Origin of the sequence: Arthrobacter pigmenti, assembly GCF_011927905.1 — a bacterium.
In the GTDB taxonomy this organism is placed as follows: domain Bacteria; phylum Actinomycetota; class Actinomycetes; order Actinomycetales; family Micrococcaceae; genus Arthrobacter_D; species Arthrobacter_D pigmenti.
The window spans coordinates 3,635,980-3,652,193 of sequence record NZ_JAATJL010000001.1 but is presented as its reverse complement, the minus strand read 5'-3'; the positions used below and the strand labels follow the sequence as shown (position 1 = coordinate 3,652,193).

The 16,214-nt window shown below is 65.5% G+C and carries 14 protein-coding genes; 5 read left to right on the top strand and 9 right to left on the bottom strand.

Annotated features, from left to right (window positions below):
- Positions 1-97: 97 nt before the first annotated feature.
- Positions 98-1,213: a phosphate ABC transporter substrate-binding protein PstS gene (gene pstS, locus BJ994_RS17265; protein WP_167995639.1), complete on the bottom strand. Its 1,116-nt coding sequence runs from the start codon at positions 1,211-1,213 to the stop codon at positions 98-100.
- Between the two features lie 231 nt (positions 1,214-1,444).
- Here pstS and BJ994_RS17260 point away from each other — a divergent pair, with 231 nt between their 5' ends.
- The 4 genes from BJ994_RS17260 to disA all read left to right on the top strand — a co-directional run bounded on the left by BJ994_RS17260 (position 1,445) and on the right by disA (position 6,000).
- Positions 1,445-2,209, top strand: coding sequence for a hypothetical protein (locus tag BJ994_RS17260; protein ID WP_167995638.1), 765 nt, complete (start codon positions 1,445-1,447; stop codon positions 2,207-2,209).
- 18 nt (positions 2,210-2,227) lie between these two features.
- Positions 2,228-3,355 (top strand): FUSC family protein, encoded by a 1,128-nt coding sequence (locus BJ994_RS17255; protein ID WP_167995637.1) that lies wholly within the window; start codon positions 2,228-2,230, stop codon positions 3,353-3,355.
- Between the two features lie 36 nt (positions 3,356-3,391).
- Positions 3,392-4,768 carry a DNA repair protein RadA gene (radA, locus tag BJ994_RS17250; protein ID WP_167995636.1) on the top strand — a complete coding sequence of 459 codons (1,377 nt, stop codon included), beginning with the start codon at positions 3,392-3,394 and terminating at the stop codon, positions 4,766-4,768.
- Positions 4,769-4,923: 155 nt separating this feature from the next.
- Complete coding sequence (gene disA, locus BJ994_RS17245; protein WP_167995635.1) at positions 4,924-6,000, top strand: DNA integrity scanning diadenylate cyclase DisA; 1,077 nt, start codon at positions 4,924-4,926, stop codon at positions 5,998-6,000.
- A 20-nt stretch (positions 6,001-6,020) separates the two neighbouring features.
- Here the strand turns inward: disA and BJ994_RS17240 are convergent, their stop codons facing one another.
- Entirely contained in the window at positions 6,021-6,707 is a 687-nt protein-coding gene (locus tag BJ994_RS17240; protein WP_167995634.1) for a hypothetical protein, read from the bottom strand.
- Positions 6,708-7,097: 390 nt separating this feature from the next.
- Between BJ994_RS17240 and BJ994_RS17235 the strand changes: the two genes are divergently transcribed.
- Positions 7,098-8,021 (top strand): A/G-specific adenine glycosylase, encoded by a 924-nt coding sequence (locus BJ994_RS17235; protein WP_167995633.1) that lies wholly within the window; start codon positions 7,098-7,100, stop codon positions 8,019-8,021.
- A gap of 67 nt (positions 8,022-8,088) precedes the next feature.
- Here the strand turns inward: BJ994_RS17235 and dhaM are convergent, their stop codons facing one another.
- The 7 genes from dhaM to BJ994_RS17200 form a co-directional block, all read right to left on the bottom strand.
- A complete protein-coding gene (gene dhaM, locus BJ994_RS17230; protein ID WP_167995632.1) occupies positions 8,089-8,817 on the bottom strand; it encodes a dihydroxyacetone kinase phosphoryl donor subunit DhaM in 729 nt (242 codons plus the stop codon).
- Positions 8,814-9,452, bottom strand: a complete 639-nt coding sequence (gene dhaL, locus BJ994_RS17225) for a dihydroxyacetone kinase subunit DhaL (RefSeq protein ID WP_167995631.1) — start codon at positions 9,450-9,452, stop codon at positions 8,814-8,816. The genes dhaM and dhaL overlap by 4 nt, the downstream gene beginning before the upstream one ends.
- Positions 9,453-10,454, bottom strand: a complete 1,002-nt coding sequence (dhaK, locus tag BJ994_RS17220) for a dihydroxyacetone kinase subunit DhaK (protein ID WP_167995630.1) — start codon at positions 10,452-10,454, stop codon at positions 9,453-9,455.
- 162 nt (positions 10,455-10,616) lie between these two features.
- Complete coding sequence (locus BJ994_RS17215; protein ID WP_167995629.1) at positions 10,617-10,793, bottom strand: CsbD family protein; 177 nt, start codon at positions 10,791-10,793, stop codon at positions 10,617-10,619.
- Positions 10,794-10,893: 100 nt separating this feature from the next.
- Complete coding sequence (locus tag BJ994_RS17210; RefSeq protein ID WP_167995628.1) at positions 10,894-11,403, bottom strand: amino-acid N-acetyltransferase; 510 nt, start codon at positions 11,401-11,403, stop codon at positions 10,894-10,896.
- 19 nt (positions 11,404-11,422) lie between these two features.
- A complete protein-coding gene (locus BJ994_RS17205; protein ID WP_167995627.1) occupies positions 11,423-13,513 on the bottom strand; it encodes a S9 family peptidase in 2,091 nt (696 codons plus the stop codon).
- A gap of 154 nt (positions 13,514-13,667) precedes the next feature.
- Positions 13,668-16,175 (bottom strand): ATP-dependent Clp protease ATP-binding subunit, encoded by a 2,508-nt coding sequence (locus tag BJ994_RS17200; RefSeq protein WP_167995626.1) that lies wholly within the window; start codon positions 16,173-16,175, stop codon positions 13,668-13,670.
- Positions 16,176-16,214 lie beyond the last annotated feature (39 nt).

Genomic DNA, 16,214 nt, shown 5'->3' with positions numbered 1-16,214 from the left:
GTTCCCGCTCTTACAAGGTACCTGCAACCCAGTATGGTCGCAGACAGCCAGCAGCCCCGCCAGGTCATTTCTGACCTGGCGGGGCGTTGACGGATGGTCAGGAAGCAACCTGGATGGAGTCAATGGCTTCCTGGGCCTGCTCGCGCAGGGTCTCGGAGATCGGCGCGTTTCCGGCCGAGCCCTCGGCAGTGCTCTGGCCTTCCTCGCTGACCGCGTAGGAGGCGAATGCCTTGACCAGGTCAACGGTCTCCTGGTCCTCGTAGGCGCTGCAGTAGATGTGGTAGGACACGAGCACGATCGGGTAAGCGCCCGACTCAGTGGTGTCACGCTGCAGGTCCAGGGACATATCGACGTCGTTGCGCCCTTCGACCGGCTCGGCAACCTCGACGGCGCGCGAGGCGGCTTCGGCGCTCAGCGGCACGTACTCCTCGCCCACCTTCACAAGCGCCTGGCCCAGGTCGCCGACGGCGGAAGCGTCGGTGTAGGTGATGGCGCCCTCGGTTGAGGAGGTTGTGGAGACAACACCGTTGGTGCCCTGGGCGTTCTCGGCCACGATCTCTGCGGGCCAGTCGCCGGACACCTCGTAGGTCCAGACATCGGGTGCTGCCGCGGCCAGGTACTCGACGAAGTTCTCGGTGGTTCCGGAATCGTCAGCGCGGTGGACAACGGTGATCGGCAGGTCCGGGAGTTCCACGCCCTCATTCTGGGAGGCGATGGCCTCATCGTTCCAGTTCTCGATCTCCCCGGCGAAGATGGATGCGATGGTGGTGGCGTCGAGGTTGATCTCCTCGATGCCCGGCACGTTGAACGCCACGGCGATCGGCGAGACGTAAGCAGGTACGTTGATGGCGCCGTCGGGCCCGCAGATCTCCTTGGAAGCCTCATACTCCTCGTCATCCAGGTAGGCGTCCGAGCCGGCAAACTGCACACCCTCGGCAAGGAACGCTTCGCGGCCGGCACCCGATCCGTCTGGTGAGTACTGGATGGTTGCCTCTGGGTTAAGTTCCTCGAAGCCGGTCTTCCACGCGGTCATGGCTGCATTCTGGGCCGATGAACCCGCGCCGGTCAAGGTTCCGGAAACCGTGCTTTCGGGGGCTGTACTTTCGCCGCCGTCTGCGCCCGCGTCAACGGCGTTATCCGAACCGCACGCGGTGAGGGCCAGGGCGGCCACCGAGATTACTGCCGCTGCGCGGCCAAAGCGAAGAGCCTTCACTTGAATATTGCCCCTTCCAGGGTTTTGAACATCCGGTACGCAAAACACGTTAGGCACCGCAGGTAACGAGACTGACGGGTCAAAATGAACGAAAGGTGAACGGCAGACGGATTCTTGGCTTCCCTCGCCTAAGAACCCTTGAGATTTCACTGAAATGCACTATGCGGATGCTGCGCCTGTTTCGGCCTGTTCGTAGGCAGGGCTCTCATCTTGGCCCACTACGCTGAATGGATGACCTCCGACAGCAGCATCGACAAGCAACCCACGGAGGATGAGTCTCCGCTTCAATCAGCTCCCGCACGGGCGGGACGGCCTGTCCGGTGGCGTCGGCTCCTGCTGGGCCTCGGCGTCGTGCATGCCCTGGTGGTGGGCTTCAGCCTGATCGCCCCGCTGCTGACCGGAGAGGCTCGCGGCCAGACACTTTTCAGCGTCTACTTCGACGTGAACTATGAAGGCAACTTCCCCACCTGGTGGGCAGTGGTGCAGCTGACGGCGGCAACGGTGACCCTGCTGTTCGCCGCGCTTCTTTCCCGCTATCAGAAGGTCCGTGGGTCCGCCGCCTGGTGGATTCTCGCCGCGATGGTGTTCCTCCTCTGCCTCGACGAGGGAACCTGGCTGCATGAGCGGCTGGATGGCCTTGCGATGCAGTTTGTGGACGTCGATGATTTCACATTCGTCTGGTTGATTTTCGGCGTACCAGTGGCGGTGGTGACCCTGGTGATGGCTGTCCTGAGCGCCCGCTATCTGCCCGAGCAGTCCACCCGGCTCATTATCCTCGGCGTTGCCACGCTGGTTTTTGCCGGCGTCGGGCTTGAGTTTGTCGCCGGGGAACTGATCCGCCTCGAGGTCCCCACGGTGGTGCTTGCGCTGGTCTACCACTTCGAGGAGTTCCTGGAACTGGTGGCCGGCGCACTGCTGCTGGTCGCGCCGCTGGCCGCACTGCGGGTCCGTTCAACCGGGCAGTCCACGAGCTTCGCCCTGCTGGTCCGTTCCTAAGCGGTAATGTCTTAGCGTATGACCCGGCGTTCACGGCTGGACCGTGCCCGCTCCTTTGTGCGCAACCGTTCCCGCGTTGGCCTGCGGAGGAGCCAATCCTCCGTGCTTCCGGCGGTGCAGATCACTGTCTGCGCCGTGGGAGCCTATGCGTTCGCCGAGCAGGTGCTGGGCCATGAGGGGCCGCTGTTCGCTGCGACGTCGTCGTTGATCGCACTCGGCTTCTCCAGGGATCCGCGCCTCCGCCGTGTCCTTGAGGTGGGCATCGGCTGCACTCTCGGCATCGCGGTAGGCGATGTCTTGTTGGCAACGCTCGGCACAGGACTCTGGCAGGCCGCCGTCGTACTCTTCATTTCGGTGTTGCTGGCGAGGTTCCTCGACAGCGGAACCATCTTCACCACCCAGCTCGCGCTGCAGTCGCTGCTGGTGGTGCTCCTGCCCGCACCGGAGGGTGGTCCATTCACGCGGAGTGTGGACGCCGTGATCGGCGGCGGATTCGCGCTTCTGATCACCGTGCTCGCGCCCCGGGACCCGCGCCGGGAGCCCAAGGGGGACGTCCGGAAACTGCTCGGCGAACTGTCCGGCGTGCTGCGGGAGAACTCCCGGGCCCTGACCGACAGCGATTCCACCCAGGCCTGGCACGCGCTCATCCGTGCACGGAACTGCCAGCCCATCATGGACGGGCTCTCCGGATCCATGCGGGCGGCCGCGGAGGTTGCGCGCCTGTCCCCGGCGTACCGCCGGCACCGCGACGAGCTCGGCGAACTGGGCGGCTCAATCCACTTCATTGACCTCGCCGTGCGCAACAGCCGCGTCTTCTCACGGCGGCTGACTTCCGTGATCAACCATGCTGCCCTCTCCGACGATGCCGTGCACTCACTCGCTGAGATGATTGAGGACACCGCCGACGCCGTAGATGTCCTTGCGCTCGCGCTCTCCTCCTCCACAACAACCGAACGGCGTGAGCACCTGCGCCGGGCGCGCGAGGACCTCGCCGCCGTCGCCACCCGGTTGCACCCTGCCCGCCTGAACGTGACACGCCTTGAGGGTGAGGGCCTGGTGATCCTGTACCGGCCGCTCGTCGTGGACCTCCTGGAGTCCACCGGGCTCTCCCACGAGGACGCCGCCGGCTACCTGCCCAAGCTCTAGCCGGGTTTTGTCGGACCCAGCCGGTACGTTTGACGCATGCCTACGAAGACCTCCCGATCACGCACGCAAGCCCCCGCTTACCGCTGCGGTGAGTGCGGCTGGACCACAGCCAAATGGGTGGGCAGGTGCGGTGAGTGCCAAGCCTGGGGCACGGTGGAGGAAACAGCCGCGGCAGGTGTAGCCAGAACGACGGCGGCAACAACAGTCGCGCGGCCCGCGCTGCGGATCGCTGACGTGGACGCCACCAGCGCCTCCTACCAACCCACGCGGGTGGGCGAACTGGACCGCGTGCTCGGCGGGGGCCTGGTGCCCGGTGCCGTGATCCTGGTGGCCGGGGAGCCCGGCGTCGGCAAATCCACGCTGCTACTGGACGTCGCGGCGAAAGTTGCGCGGTCAGGCCGCAGTGTCCTGTACGTCACGGGAGAGGAGTCCTCCGCGCAGGTGAAGCTGCGGGCCGAGCGCATCGGGGCGCTGGCGGACACGCTATACCTGACCGCGGAGTCGGACCTCAGCCAGGCGTTGGGCCAGGTGGAGAAGGTGGATCCGGCGCTGCTCATCGTGGACTCGGTGCAGACGCTCAGCAGCCCGGCGGTGGATGGCAGCGCGGGCGGCGTCACCCAGGTGAGGGAGGTGGCGGCGTCGCTCATTGCTGCGGCCAAAACCCGGGGAATGACAACCCTGCTGGTAGGGCACGTGACCAAGGACGGCTCCATTGCCGGTCCGCGGCTCCTGGAACACCTGGTGGATGTGGTCTGCCAGTTCGAGGGTGAACGGCACTCGCGGCTGCGCCTCATGCGCGCGGTCAAAAACCGGTACGGTCCCACTGACGAGGTGGGGTGCTTCGACCTGACGGACACCGGCATCGAAGGGCTCGCGGACCCGAGCGGGCTGTTCGTCTCCCGCACCAAGGAGCCGGTGGCAGGTACCTGCATCACGGTAACCCTTGAGGGTCGCAGGCCGCTGCTGGCGGAAGTGCAGGCACTCCTGGCCGAATCGGCCAATGCGCAGCCCCGGCGCGCCACCAGCGGACTGGACGGCTCGCGGGTGTCCATGCTCCTGGCCGTGCTGCAGCGCAGGGCCTCACTGCAGCTGCATAAGGATGACAGCTACGTGGCCACGGTTGGCGGCGTGAAGCTCAGTGAACCGGCCACAGATCTCTCGGTGGCGCTGGCGATCGCCTCGGCAAAGACCAACCAGGCGCTGCCCTCGCGGATGATCGCATTCGGCGAGGTAGGTCTGGCCGGCGAAGTACGCCCCGTACCCGGAATCTCCCGCCGTATTCAGGAGGCCGAGCGCCTCGGCTTCACCCACGCCGTCGTACCCGAATCACCCAACGGGCCCGGGCGCATCCCGCCAGGCTTCACCGTGAAGCAGATCAGCACGCTCACCGAAGCACTTGAGCTGCTGTTCTGACCGCGGCAGGGCCTCTTCCACCTCCCCTGGCGCGCAAATCCGCCGAACGTTACGCATTTGAACAGTAACTGGGCGCTCAGGCGGATGCGTGCTCCCATAGGATTAGGAACTGTTGGGCTGTGCATTCGCCTGCCCAACTTCGAAGAGGGAGTGAGATGGTACGCAGTCCGGAGGACGCGTTGAAGGCAACCCTGGCGCGGGTAGCGCCGGGTACGCAGCTGCGCGATGGCCTTGAACGGATCCTGCGCGGCCGCACCGGCGCGCTGATAGTCCTCGGCTTCGACCGCGCCGTTGATTCCATCTGCTCGGGCGGGTTCGACATCGGAATCGACTTCTCCCCCACCCGCCTGCGCGAACTGGCCAAAATGGACGGCGCGATTGTCTGCGACCGGGATGCCAGCAACATTCTGCGTGCCGGCGTGCAGTTGGTGCCCGATCACCGCATCGAGACCCAGGAATCCGGAACGCGGCACCGCACGGCGGAGCGCGTGGCCATCCAGACGGGCGTTCCGGTGATCTCGGTCAGCCAGTCCATGCAGATCATCGCCTTGTACGTGGACGGGCTGAGGCATGTCCTGGAGGGTTCCGAACCCGTGCTGGCGCGCGCCAACCAGGCCCTCGCCACCCTGGAACGATACCGGGCGCGGCTGGATCAGGTCACCGGATCGCTGTCGGCGCTGGAGATCGAAGCCATGGTCACCGTACGCGACGTCGCCGTCACGCTCCAGCGGCAAGAAATGGTGCGCCGCATCTCGGAGGAGATTTCGCAGTACGTTCTTGAGCTCGGCATCGACGGCCGACTGCTGTCACTTCAGGTCGAGGAACTAACCACGGGCCTTGGTCCCGGGAGCGAGATGGTGCTCCGGGACTACTCCGGGCTGGGCGGCGAGGTGGGCCCTGTGGAGGAGCAGCTCGCGCAGCTGCAGGGCTTCAGCTCCACGGATCTCATTGACCTCGGCACAATCGCGAGCGTCCTGGGCTTCAATCCGTCCACGGATTCACTCGAAGCAGTGGTGCAGCCCAAGGGGTACCGTCTCCTGTCCGGTATAAAGGCAGTGCCGCCGACTGTTGCCAACCGGCTGGTGGATCACTTCGACGGGCTGCAGAATCTCATGGCAGCCAACATCGACGACCTCATGGCCGTTGACGGCATCGGTGAGCAGCGTGCGCGGACAGTTCGTGAGGGCCTCTCGCGTATTGCCGAGACCAGCCTCCTCGACCGCTTCATGTAACGAACCGCTTCATGTAGCGCCTATTCGAGGGTGAAGACGGCTTCCTCGCTGGTGCGTTCACCCAACCGGGCCTGGAACACGTACTGTCCCGGACCGGGCACTGCTTCAACCGGCGTACATTCCGGCGTACTGCGGATCCGCTCCCACGTGAATCTGGCGGTCTCGGATGAGCCCGGTTCGATCGTGACAGGGAGATCCTCCGCGCCTTCCTGGCAGTCACGGGAGGAGAAGACGCGGTCCTCCCCACTGGTGATCAGGAATTCCATCTGCGAGGTGCCGACGTTCACGGGGCAGGCAACTTCGCCTGTGTTGCTGACCGTGAGTGTGAGGACAGGCACCTGGTCAGGGGCGTAGGTCTGCGCGTCAGTTGTGGCAGTCACTTCGATCGATTCCGGGTTACACACTGGTTCCGTTGGAGTGGGACTGGGAGCGGGCGACGACGACGGCGCGGCGCCCGGTGAGGCCGGCGCAGACGCCGTGGCGCTCTCATCGACGCCCGGGGCCGACGATGTTTCAGCTGGATCTTCCGCGGTGGGCTCATCACCCCGGAAGAGCCCGGCAATCGCAATACCCGCCCACACCAGCCCTCCGACAACCAAGAGTACGACGACGGCCGCCACCTGCCGCCGCCTTCGAAGTACCCGGGGGCTCGGCTTCCGGGGAGGACCGGGAACCCTACTGCTGCCTGTACCTCCTGCCGAGCTCATGGATCAAGGCTAAAGACAGCAAGGTGCGAGCCGGGCGCACCACGCCGGGATGCGGTCACCTTCCCTGTCACAGCGCGGGCACCTTCCCGGCCGCAGCGCGGTCGCCTTCACTGTCACAGCGGGGTCGCCTTCACTGTCACAGCGGGGTCAGAATTCATTGGACCGGCGGGGAGTGAGCGCTTAGGGCTTCCCTGCGCGATCCGGATAAGGTAGGTGCTGGCCATTTCGGAGCCGATTGAACAAGCCCACACATTGAAGCTTCCGGGGTCCGTGTTGTTCTGGGAGAGTGCCTTCACCGCACTCATTGCATGCAATGCATGCGGTGCAGTCGTTGCCTGACAGAGACACCCATGCCCGGGAGATGCCAGCGCCGAGCAGGAAGGAGCGCCCATGGATACCGCTGAGCTGCACCATAGCCTGAGCGACTGGTTCGACGGCGCCGCCCGCGACCTCCCGTGGCGGCTGCCCGGCCGCACGCCCTGGGGGGTGCTGGTCAGCGAGTTCATGCTGCAGCAAACCCCGGTCTCACGCGTACTGCCTGTGTGGACGGAGTGGATGAAGCGTTGGCCCACGCCGCCGGACCTGGCCGCAGCTCCAGCAGGTGACGCACTCAGGCATTGGGGGCGTCTGGGCTACCCGCGCAGGGCCCTGCGTCTGCACGCGGCGGCTACCGCAGTCGTCGTACGCCATGAGGGTGAGGTTCCGGACAGGTACGACGAGCTGCTTGCACTCCCCGGCGTTGGAACGTACACGGCCGCAGCCGTGGCGGCCTTCGCCTTCGGACGGCGGGAAACGGTAGTGGATACGAACATCCGCCGCGTGCACGCCCGCCTGATCGGCGGCGACGCACTTCCTGCGCCGTCCCTGACCGCCGCCGAAACCCGGCGGGCAACCGAACTCCTCCCGGAAGACGAGGCCGCCTCCGTTCGCTGGAACGTGGCGGTCATGGAGCTGGGCGCACTGGTTTGCACGGCCCGGACTCCGGCGTGCGCGCAGTGCCCGGTGCTGGACAGGTGCGCCTGGGTGGCTGCGGGCAGACCGGCGCCGACCTACGTCCCTAAGGGGCAGCCCTGGGCGGGGACGGATCGGCAGGTGCGCGGCGCGATCATGCATGTGCTGCGCCATTCCGAGCATCCCATACCGCGGCATCTGGTTCATGAGCGGCCGGTCGATCTGGCCCACGGGATCAGCGCGGAATTTCAGAAGCTCTACACACTAAATGCGCCGTTCGAGCAGTTGGAACGCGCGCTGAACGGCCTCCTCGCCGATGGCCTGGCGGAGGAGACCGTTCAGGGAGTGCGCCTGCCCGGCTGAGGAGGCAGCTCTGGTGGGTCCGGCCGGCCAAGATCACCGAAGCTGTGCGAAAGCTCCGCGAACAGCCTCAGAGTTCGCCGAAACCGTCCTCGACTTCGCGGCCGATGTAGTCGATCGCCGCCCGCGCCTGCGGACCAGTGGCTTCGGCTTGCAGCTCGGAACCAGCGCCGAGCGCCAGGCTCATCAGCAGCATCACCGATTTGCCGTCGACGCCGTTGATGGTGACCTCGGCGTCGAGGTCAGTCAGCGCCCGGGCGATCACGGCTGCGGGACGCGCGTGCAGCCCCATCTTGTTCCGGATGGTCCAGGCCCCGCGAACCGGCGTACCGCGCGGCTTGTCCGCAGGAACCGGGATGCCGGGTGCTGCGGCGCCATGCGATACGAACGGCTCCAGCGACTCCGGGTCTATGGATACGACGGCGGCCTCCGCCTCGGCAGCGACCTCGTCCACCGTTCCGCCGGACTGCGCACGGACCGCAGCGGCAACCGCTCCCTCGACCAGCGCAGCCCTTGGCAGTCGTATGCGGGAGCGGGCGTCCTGAGCGAGAAACTCGAGGGTCATTTCCGCAGTCATCACAGCTGAGCCAAGGTCCGTCAGCACGACGACGCCGTCCCCCTGGTCCGCCTCGACGAGCCCCTTCTGGACCTTCTCCAGGCTTGTGCCGATCCGGGGCGGCGAGTCAGCAGTACCGCCCGCGGGAACAATGAGCACGTTCGGAGCCATCTGACCAGCAAGTTCCACGACACCTTCGGCGATCTTGCTGCTGTGCGAGACGATCACCAGCCCTACCGTCACTGTTCCCGCTCCGCTATATCTGCCGCAGCCTGCAGGATCAGGGCCGTAGAGACCGCTCCGGGGTCGCGATGCCCGGCACTGCGTTCACCCAGGTAGCTCGCGCGTCCCTTCCGGGCGATCAGGGGTTCAGTCCCAGCGGCTCCGGCCTGGGCCGCGTTCGCTGCGGCCTTGAGCGCCTCCGCGGCTGTTGCACCGGCCGCCTCGGCAGTTCCAGCGGCCTCAACGGCCGGAGTCCACGCATCCACCATGGTCTTGTCGCCCGGCTCAGCCTTGCCCCGGGCCACCACCCCGTCGCGTGCAGCCGTCAGAAAGCCGACGACGCCGGACGCGCCCACCTCGCGCTCGTCGCCAAGAGCAGTAGCCGCGCGGAGGAAAGCCGTACCGTAGAGAGGGCCAGCCGCACCGCCAACAGTTGACATCAGAGTCATGGCAGCAAGTTTGAGGGCGGCCGCGGGTGTCTCCTGCCCACCGTCGTCGAGCTTTGTCAGCACCGCGCTGAAGCCGCGGTGCATGTTCTCGCCGTGGTCAGCGTCGCCAATGGCGCGGTCCAGCTCGATCAGTTCTGTGCGGTGCTCCGCGAGGACCCGCGCGCACTCGCGCAGCCACGCTTCAGCCCACTGGGCGTTCAACGCCATCTACACTCCCCATCGCAGGGCCGGAGTCCATACCGGCGAATCCCAAAGTTCCACCATGTCATCATCGAGCTTCAGCAGCGAGATCGACGCACCCTGCATTTCCAGCGCCGTAATGTAGTTGCCCACCAGGGACCGCTCGACGGCGAGGCCGCGGTCTTCGAGCACCTGCCTGGCGCGGCGGTACACAATGTACAGTTCACTCGCCGGGGTGCCTCCCATACCGTTCACGAACAGGAGTACGCGATCGCTCGCGGAAGCTCCGAGATCCGCGAGGATCGGCTCAAGGAGACGATCGGTGATGCCGTCGGCGTTCTCCATGGCAATCCGGTGGCGGCCGGGTTCGCCGTGGATCCCGATCCCGATTTCGATCTCCTCGTCAGTGAGGTCGAAGCTCGGCACACCCGCGTGCGGAACCGTGCATGCCGAAAGGGCAACCCCCATGGAACGTACGTTGTCATTGACCCGCTGGGCGATCTCCGCGACGGCGTCCAGCGAGTCTCCCCGCTCAGCCGCCGCCCCCGCAATCCGCTCAACCAGCACCGTCCCGCCAACCCCGCGCCGTCCGGCCGTGTACAGCGAATCCTCCACGGCGACGTCGTCGTTGACCAGCACGGACCGGATATCCACGCCCTCGGCCTGCGCCATCTCCGCGGCGGTCTCAAAATTGAGGACGTCACCCGTGTAGTTCTTGACGATGTGCAGGACGCCGGCGCCGCCGTCGACCGCGAGGGTAGCCGGGATAATCTGGTCCGGCGTGGGCGAGGTGAAGACGGCGCCAGGGACTGCGGCGTCGAGCATTCCGCGCCCCACAAACCCGGCGTGCAGCGGCTCATGGCCGCTTCCCCCTCCGGATACCAGCCCCACCTTGCCCTGCACCGGGGCGTCCCGGCGGGTGATGAAGAGCGGGTCGGCGTGCACCTGCACGAGGTCGGCGTGCGCGGCCCCGAATCCCTCCACGGATTCGGCCACGACGGACTGCGGGTCATTGATGAGCTTCTTCATCGCGGATCTCCTTGGACGCTTGAGCCTGCCCACGGGAGGGGCCGCGGGCCGTGAGGCTACTTGCACAGTACTCCGCGGTCAAAGATGTTGCCCAGAGGTTAAAGGACTGTGGGAAGGTCTCCGCATGGAGTCCCTCCCACAGCACGTTGAAAATAAGTGCGGCTACTTGCCCTTGAACGCGTCCTTGATGTTCTCGCCGGCGTTCTTGAGGTCGGCCTTGCTCTGGTCCTTCTGGCCCTCGGCTTCCATGTCTTTGTTGCCGGTGGCCTTCCCAAGCCCTTCCTGGACCTTGCCGCCCAACTTCTCGGCATTGTTCTGTGTCTTGTCGTCTGCACCCATGCGTTCCGCCTTTCGTCGACGTTCCGCTCCCCTTGTGGAGGAACTCGCCCGGTCCTAAAATACCAAGCACCCTTAGTTTATCGAGGGGCAGCCGATCTGGCTAGAGTTCCCGGATCATACGGGTATTCCCGAGGGTGTTGGGCTTCACGCGCGCCAGGTCGAGGAACTCCGCCACGCCCTCATCGTGTGAGCGCAGCAGCTCCGAGTACACCACCGGGTCCACCGCCGACTGGTCCTCCATCACCTCGAACCCGTGCTTCCCGAAGAACGCCTCCTCGAAGGTGAGGCAGAAGACCCGGCGCACGCCGAGCTCGCGCGCTTCCTCCAGCAGGGCGCGTACGACGGCGCTGCCCACACCCCTGCCCCGCGCCCGTTCCGCGGTGGCAAGAGTGCGGATTTCCGCGAGGTCCTCCCACATCACGTGGAGGGCGCCGCAGCCCAGCACGCCGCCGTCGTCGTCCTCGACGATTTTGAACTCCTGGAGGCCCTCATAGTAGGCGACCGTTTCCTTGGCCATCAGGACGCGCTGCTCCGCCAGGGGTGCAACGAGCTGCTTGATAACGGGGACATCGGCTGTGGTTGCCCGGCGGATTCGAAAGGATTGGCTCACCCGATCCAGTCTAGGGACTTTACAGCCCCAGTTCGGCGGGTACCTCCACCTTCTCGCCCAGCACGTGACGGGCAAGGAAGTGCTCGACGACGCCGTACCAGATCTTCGCGTGCTGCGGTTTGAGGATCCAGTGATTCTCATCCGGGAAGTACAGGAACCGGTGGTCCGTCTCGCCGTTGGCATCCGCAGGCAGCGCCGACTTGGACAGCAGTTCATACCAGAGCCGCAGGCCCTCGCCGATCGGCACGCGATAGTCCTTGTCGCCGTGGATGACGAGCATCGGCGTGCTGATCTTTTCGACGTGCGCGTGCGGGGAATTGGCGAGCGCCATCTCGGGCGTCATCTCCTTCTCCCAGTAGAACGAGGCATCCGTGGTGGGCCCGAACTGGTCCAGCGCCCAGAGGCTGGCGTGCGTCACGATCGCGTTGAAACGGTCGGTGTGCCCCGCCACCCAGTTGGCCATGTAGCCGCCGAACGAGCCGCCCATCGCGGCGGTCCTGCTCTCGTCGATGTCCGGGCGGGCGACGACGGCGTCAGTTGCCGCCATAATGTCGGTGAACGGAGCATCTCCCCAGGCGCCCCAGCCGCGCTCGATCATCTTCTGGCCGTAGCCGGTGGAGAGTGCAGGGTCCGGCAATAGCACGGCGTAGCCCTTCGCGGCCAGCAGCCACGGCGACCACCGCCAGGTCCACGCATTCCAGGAGCCGAGCGGCCCACCGTGGATCCACAGCAGGAGCGGAGCGGGACTGGAACCGCCGGCGCCTGCGGGCAGGACGAGGTAGGACTTCACCGGATGGCCGTCCTCCCCCGTAGTATCGACGCGCTCAAGCCGCCCGCTCAGCGCAGGCCGCTCCACCGGCCCCGGGAGCGGGGTAACGGTTCCCGAAGCGAGGTCAATCCGCACCACCTCCGGCGGGAACTCGTAGGAGCTGCGCAGCGCATAGGCCGTGGCGCCGTCGGGCGAGACGACGACGTCGGTGTAGGACGCCGCGTCCTGCGTTACCCGGCGGACCGCACCAGTTGCGACGTCGAGAGTGAAAACGGGCGACGCGCCGTCGTCGTCGGCTGTCACAATCAACCCACTGCCGTCCGGAAGCCAGGCGGCGGGAGATGGCCAGGCGTCCCAGTCGGCGGCGAGCGGCGCGAGCGGTCCACCGTTCACGGGGAGCAGCCCGAGCTTGACGTCAGGCGGGGTTGTGGGGCCGGTGCGCCGGCTGATGACCACCACCACGGTCGAGTTGTCCGGACTGACGGGGCCGGCGTCGTAGTCGTAGTCGGGGGAATCGAGGATAACCGTGCGGTCACCCGTTGCGGAGTCGATACGCACCAGGACCGTGCGCTGGTCGCCTTTGCCCGTCGGTACCGTCTGCCCGGTGATGATGACTGCGCCGTCGGGGCTGATGCACGGGGAATTGTTTCGGAGACTGGTTCCCATGCCGACGGTGACGTTGCACAGGGCAAGCTGCGGCTGCTCGTCCACCGTGGCCGGTTTGAGCGCCTCCTGCTCGCCCTCCTCGACAACGAAGAAGCGGGGCTCGGCGGGACCGAGGTCGGCGTCCCAGTGACGGACGGGATATCCCGTGTGCAGGATCGCCTCCACCCCTGCTTCCTTGCGCGCCTTACGGCGCTCGTCGTCGTCCTTCTCATCGGAGGAGCCGGCGAGAACCTCCGCGACGACGACGGCGGCATCCGCCTTCCGTGCCGCCACCACGCCCTGCACCCCGCCGCGACGGGAATGCACTATCCGGGCTTCGCCACCCTGCGCCGGGAGCTTCCACAATGCGCTGACCGGGTCCTCGTCGGAGTTCTCCGGATCGGGGCGGGTGGAGGTGAAGAGCAGGTCCCCGTTCACCAGGAAGGCTGCACCGGATTCGCCCTTGGCACTCCGGGTGATGCGGCGGGCCGGACTGTTTCCCTCCGGATCGAGCTCCCAGAGTGCTGAGACGTAGGCGTTGCATTTCGAATTGAGCGTCGCCACCGAGGTGACGAGCCGGGTTCCGTCGGCGTTGACGGCGAGCCCGCTCAGTCGGGGAATGGCGACGAAATGGTCCAGGTCATGGAATGGCGTCTTAGGCTTCACGGGGGTAGGTGAATTCGTGTCGGGAGTCATCCTCCATCTCTATCACCGGATGTGTGCTACTTCACAGTCACTTCACTAAGAGAGTAATGCCATTGCTTGAGGCACCCATCCTGAACGCGGAAAAGAAAACGTCCCGCGCCAGTCGACGCGGGACGTTTCCCTTGCACTGCTTGAGCTATTGCGCTTACTCGGGGACGGCGGCCTCAATGGCAGCGGGCGAATCCTCAATCTCCTTCGGTGCGCCGTGGCCCACGAAGGTGAACTGGGCTTCGTCTCCCTCGCCCTCAACATCCACCGACACGAGCTCGCCGGACTTGATCTCACCAAACAGGATCTTCTCGGACAGCTGGTCCTCGATCTCGCGCTGGATGGTGCGGCGGAGCGGCCGCGCACCCATCGCTGGGTCATAACCACGGGTAGCCAGCAGCACCTTGGCGGCGGGAGTGAGTTCGATGCTCATGCCCTTGTCTGCCATGCGCTTACCCAGCCGCTCGAGGAACAGATCCACGATCTGCACAATTTCTTCCTGGGTGAGCTGCGGGAACACCACTGTGTCATCAACACGGTTGAGGAACTCGGGGCGGAAGTGCTGCTTGAGTTCCTCGGTGACCTTGGCCTTGATGCGGGAGTAGTTCGTGTTGGTGTCGGTGCCCGACTGGAAGCCGGTCATGACACCCTTCGAGATATCCCGTGTACCAAGGTTGGTGGTCATGATGATGACGGTGTTCTTAAAGTCCACCACGCGGCCCTGGCTATCCGTGAGGCGGCCGTCCTCGAGGATCTGGAGGAGCGAGTTGAAGAGGTCTGCGTGCGCCTTCTCCACCTCATCGAAGAGCACCACAGAGAAAGGCCGACGCCGGACCTTCTCTGTGAGCTGGCCGCCCTCCTCATAGCCGACGTATCCCGGAGGGGCGCCGAAGAGACGGGAAACGGTGTGCTTCTCCGAATACTCCGACATGTCCAGCGTGATCAGGGAATCTTCGTCGCCGAACAGGAATTCCGCGAGGGCTTTCGCGAGTTCGGTCTTTCCTACCCCGGTGGGCCCGGCGAAGATGAACGAACCGCCCGGACGCTTGGGATCCTTCAGGCCGGCACGGGTACGCCGGATTGCCTGGGAGATCGCCTTGATGGCATCATCCTGGCCGATGACCCGCTTGTGGAGTTCATCTTCCATGTGAAGCAGCCGCGAGGATTCCTCCTCGGTGAGCTTGAAGACGGGGATGCCTGTGGAATTGGCGAGCACCTCCGCGATCAGTTCCTCATCAACCTCGGCGATGTCATCCAGGCCGCCGGACTTCCAGCGACGCTCCTTGTCCATGCGCTCATCATGGAGCTTCTGCTCCCGGTCACGCAGACGGGCCGCACCCTCGAAGTCCTGGGCGTCGATGGCCGATTCCTTCTCGCGCTTCACATCGGCGATGCGCTCATCGATCTCCTTGAGCTCCGGCGGGGCCGTCATCCGGCGAATGCGCAGGCGGGCTCCAGCTTCATCGATCAGGTCAATCGCCTTGTCCGGCAGAAAGCGGTCGGAAATGTACCGCTCCGCCAGGTTCGCGGCCGAGGCGAGGGCAGCATCGGTGATGGAGACGCGGTGATGGGCCTCGTAGCGGTCCCGCAGGCCCTTCAGGATTTCAATGGCGTGCGCCACCGAGGGCTCCTGCACCTGGATGGGCTGGAAGCGGCGCTCAAGAGCTGCGTCCTTCTCAATGTGCTTGCGGTACTCATCAAGGGTGGTGGCGCCGATGGTCTGCAATTCACCGCGCGCCAGCATTGGCTTCAGGATGGACGCCGCGTCAATTGCACCTTCGGCAGCGCCGGCCCCGACGAGGGTGTGGATCTCGTCGATGAACAGGATGATGTCGCCGCGGGTACGGATTTCCTTGAGCACCTTCTTCAGGCGCTCCTCGAAATCGCCGCGGTAGCGTGAACCGGCCACGAGGGAACCGAGGTCCAGCGTGTACAGCTGCTTGTCGCGGATGGTTTCAGGCACATCACCGCGCACAATCGCCTGGGCGAGTCCCTCAACGACGGCGGTCTTGCCGACGCCGGGCTCACCGATCAGCACAGGGTTGTTCTTGGTGCGGCGCGAGAGGACCTGCATGACGCGTTCCATCTCAAGCTCGCGGCCGATCACCGGGTCAAGTTTGCCTTCGCGCGCCGCCTGCGTGAGGTTGCGCCCGAACTGGTCCAGGACCACGGAACCTGCCGGGGTGCCTTCCTGCTGCTGGCCGCCGGAGGCCACGGGCTCCTTGCCCTGGTAGCCGGAGAGCAGCTGGATTACCTGTTGGCGAACGCGATTGAGATCAGCACCCAGCTTGACCAACACCTGCGCTGCGACGCCCTCGCCCTCACGGATGAGCCCGAGCAGGATGTGCTCGGTGCCGATGTAGTTATGGCCCAACTGCAGAGCCTCCCGGAGCGAGAGCTCCAGCACCTTCTTGGCGCGCGGAGTGAAGGGGATATGGCCGGATGGGGCCTGCTGGCCCTGCCCGATGATCTCCTGCACCTGCTCGCGCACCGCGCCCAGGGAAATGCTGAGGGACTCAAGGGCCTTCGCGGCAACCCCTTCACCCTCGTGAATTAGCCCAAGCAGGATGTGCTCGGTGCCGATGTAGTTGTGGTTGAGCATGCGGGCTTCTTCTTGGGCCAGCACGACAACCCGACGGGCACGATCCGTAAATCTCTCAAACATGAGCCACACTCCTAGCTAACGCGTAATTCGATGCTACGT

Bases quoted from the DNA above. Each gene is read 5' to 3' on its own strand.
- BJ994_RS17260 (WP_167995638.1), top strand. From the start codon at position 1,445: ATGACCTCCGACAGCAGCATCGACAAGCAACCCACGGAGGATGAGTCT.
- BJ994_RS17255 (WP_167995637.1), top strand. From the start codon at position 2,228: ATGACCCGGCGTTCACGGCTGGACCGTGCCCGCTCCTTTGTGCGCAAC.
- radA (WP_167995636.1), top strand. From the start codon at position 3,392: ATGCCTACGAAGACCTCCCGATCACGCACGCAAGCCCCCGCTTACCGC.
- disA (WP_167995635.1), top strand. From the start codon at position 4,924: ATGGTACGCAGTCCGGAGGACGCGTTGAAGGCAACCCTGGCGCGGGTA.
- BJ994_RS17240 (WP_167995634.1), bottom strand. From the start codon at position 6,707: ATGAGCTCGGCAGGAGGTACAGGCAGCAGTAGGGTTCCCGGTCCTCCC.
- BJ994_RS17235 (WP_167995633.1), top strand. From the start codon at position 7,098: ATGGATACCGCTGAGCTGCACCATAGCCTGAGCGACTGGTTCGACGGC.
- dhaL (WP_167995631.1), bottom strand. From the start codon at position 9,452: ATGGCGTTGAACGCCCAGTGGGCTGAAGCGTGGCTGCGCGAGTGCGCG.
- dhaK (WP_167995630.1), bottom strand. From the start codon at position 10,454: ATGAAGAAGCTCATCAATGACCCGCAGTCCGTCGTGGCCGAATCCGTG.
- BJ994_RS17215 (WP_167995629.1), bottom strand. From the start codon at position 10,793: ATGGGTGCAGACGACAAGACACAGAACAATGCCGAGAAGTTGGGCGGC.
- BJ994_RS17205 (WP_167995627.1), bottom strand. From the start codon at position 13,513: ATGACTCCCGACACGAATTCACCTACCCCCGTGAAGCCTAAGACGCCA.
- BJ994_RS17200 (WP_167995626.1), bottom strand. From the start codon at position 16,175: ATGTTTGAGAGATTTACGGATCGTGCCCGTCGGGTTGTCGTGCTGGCC.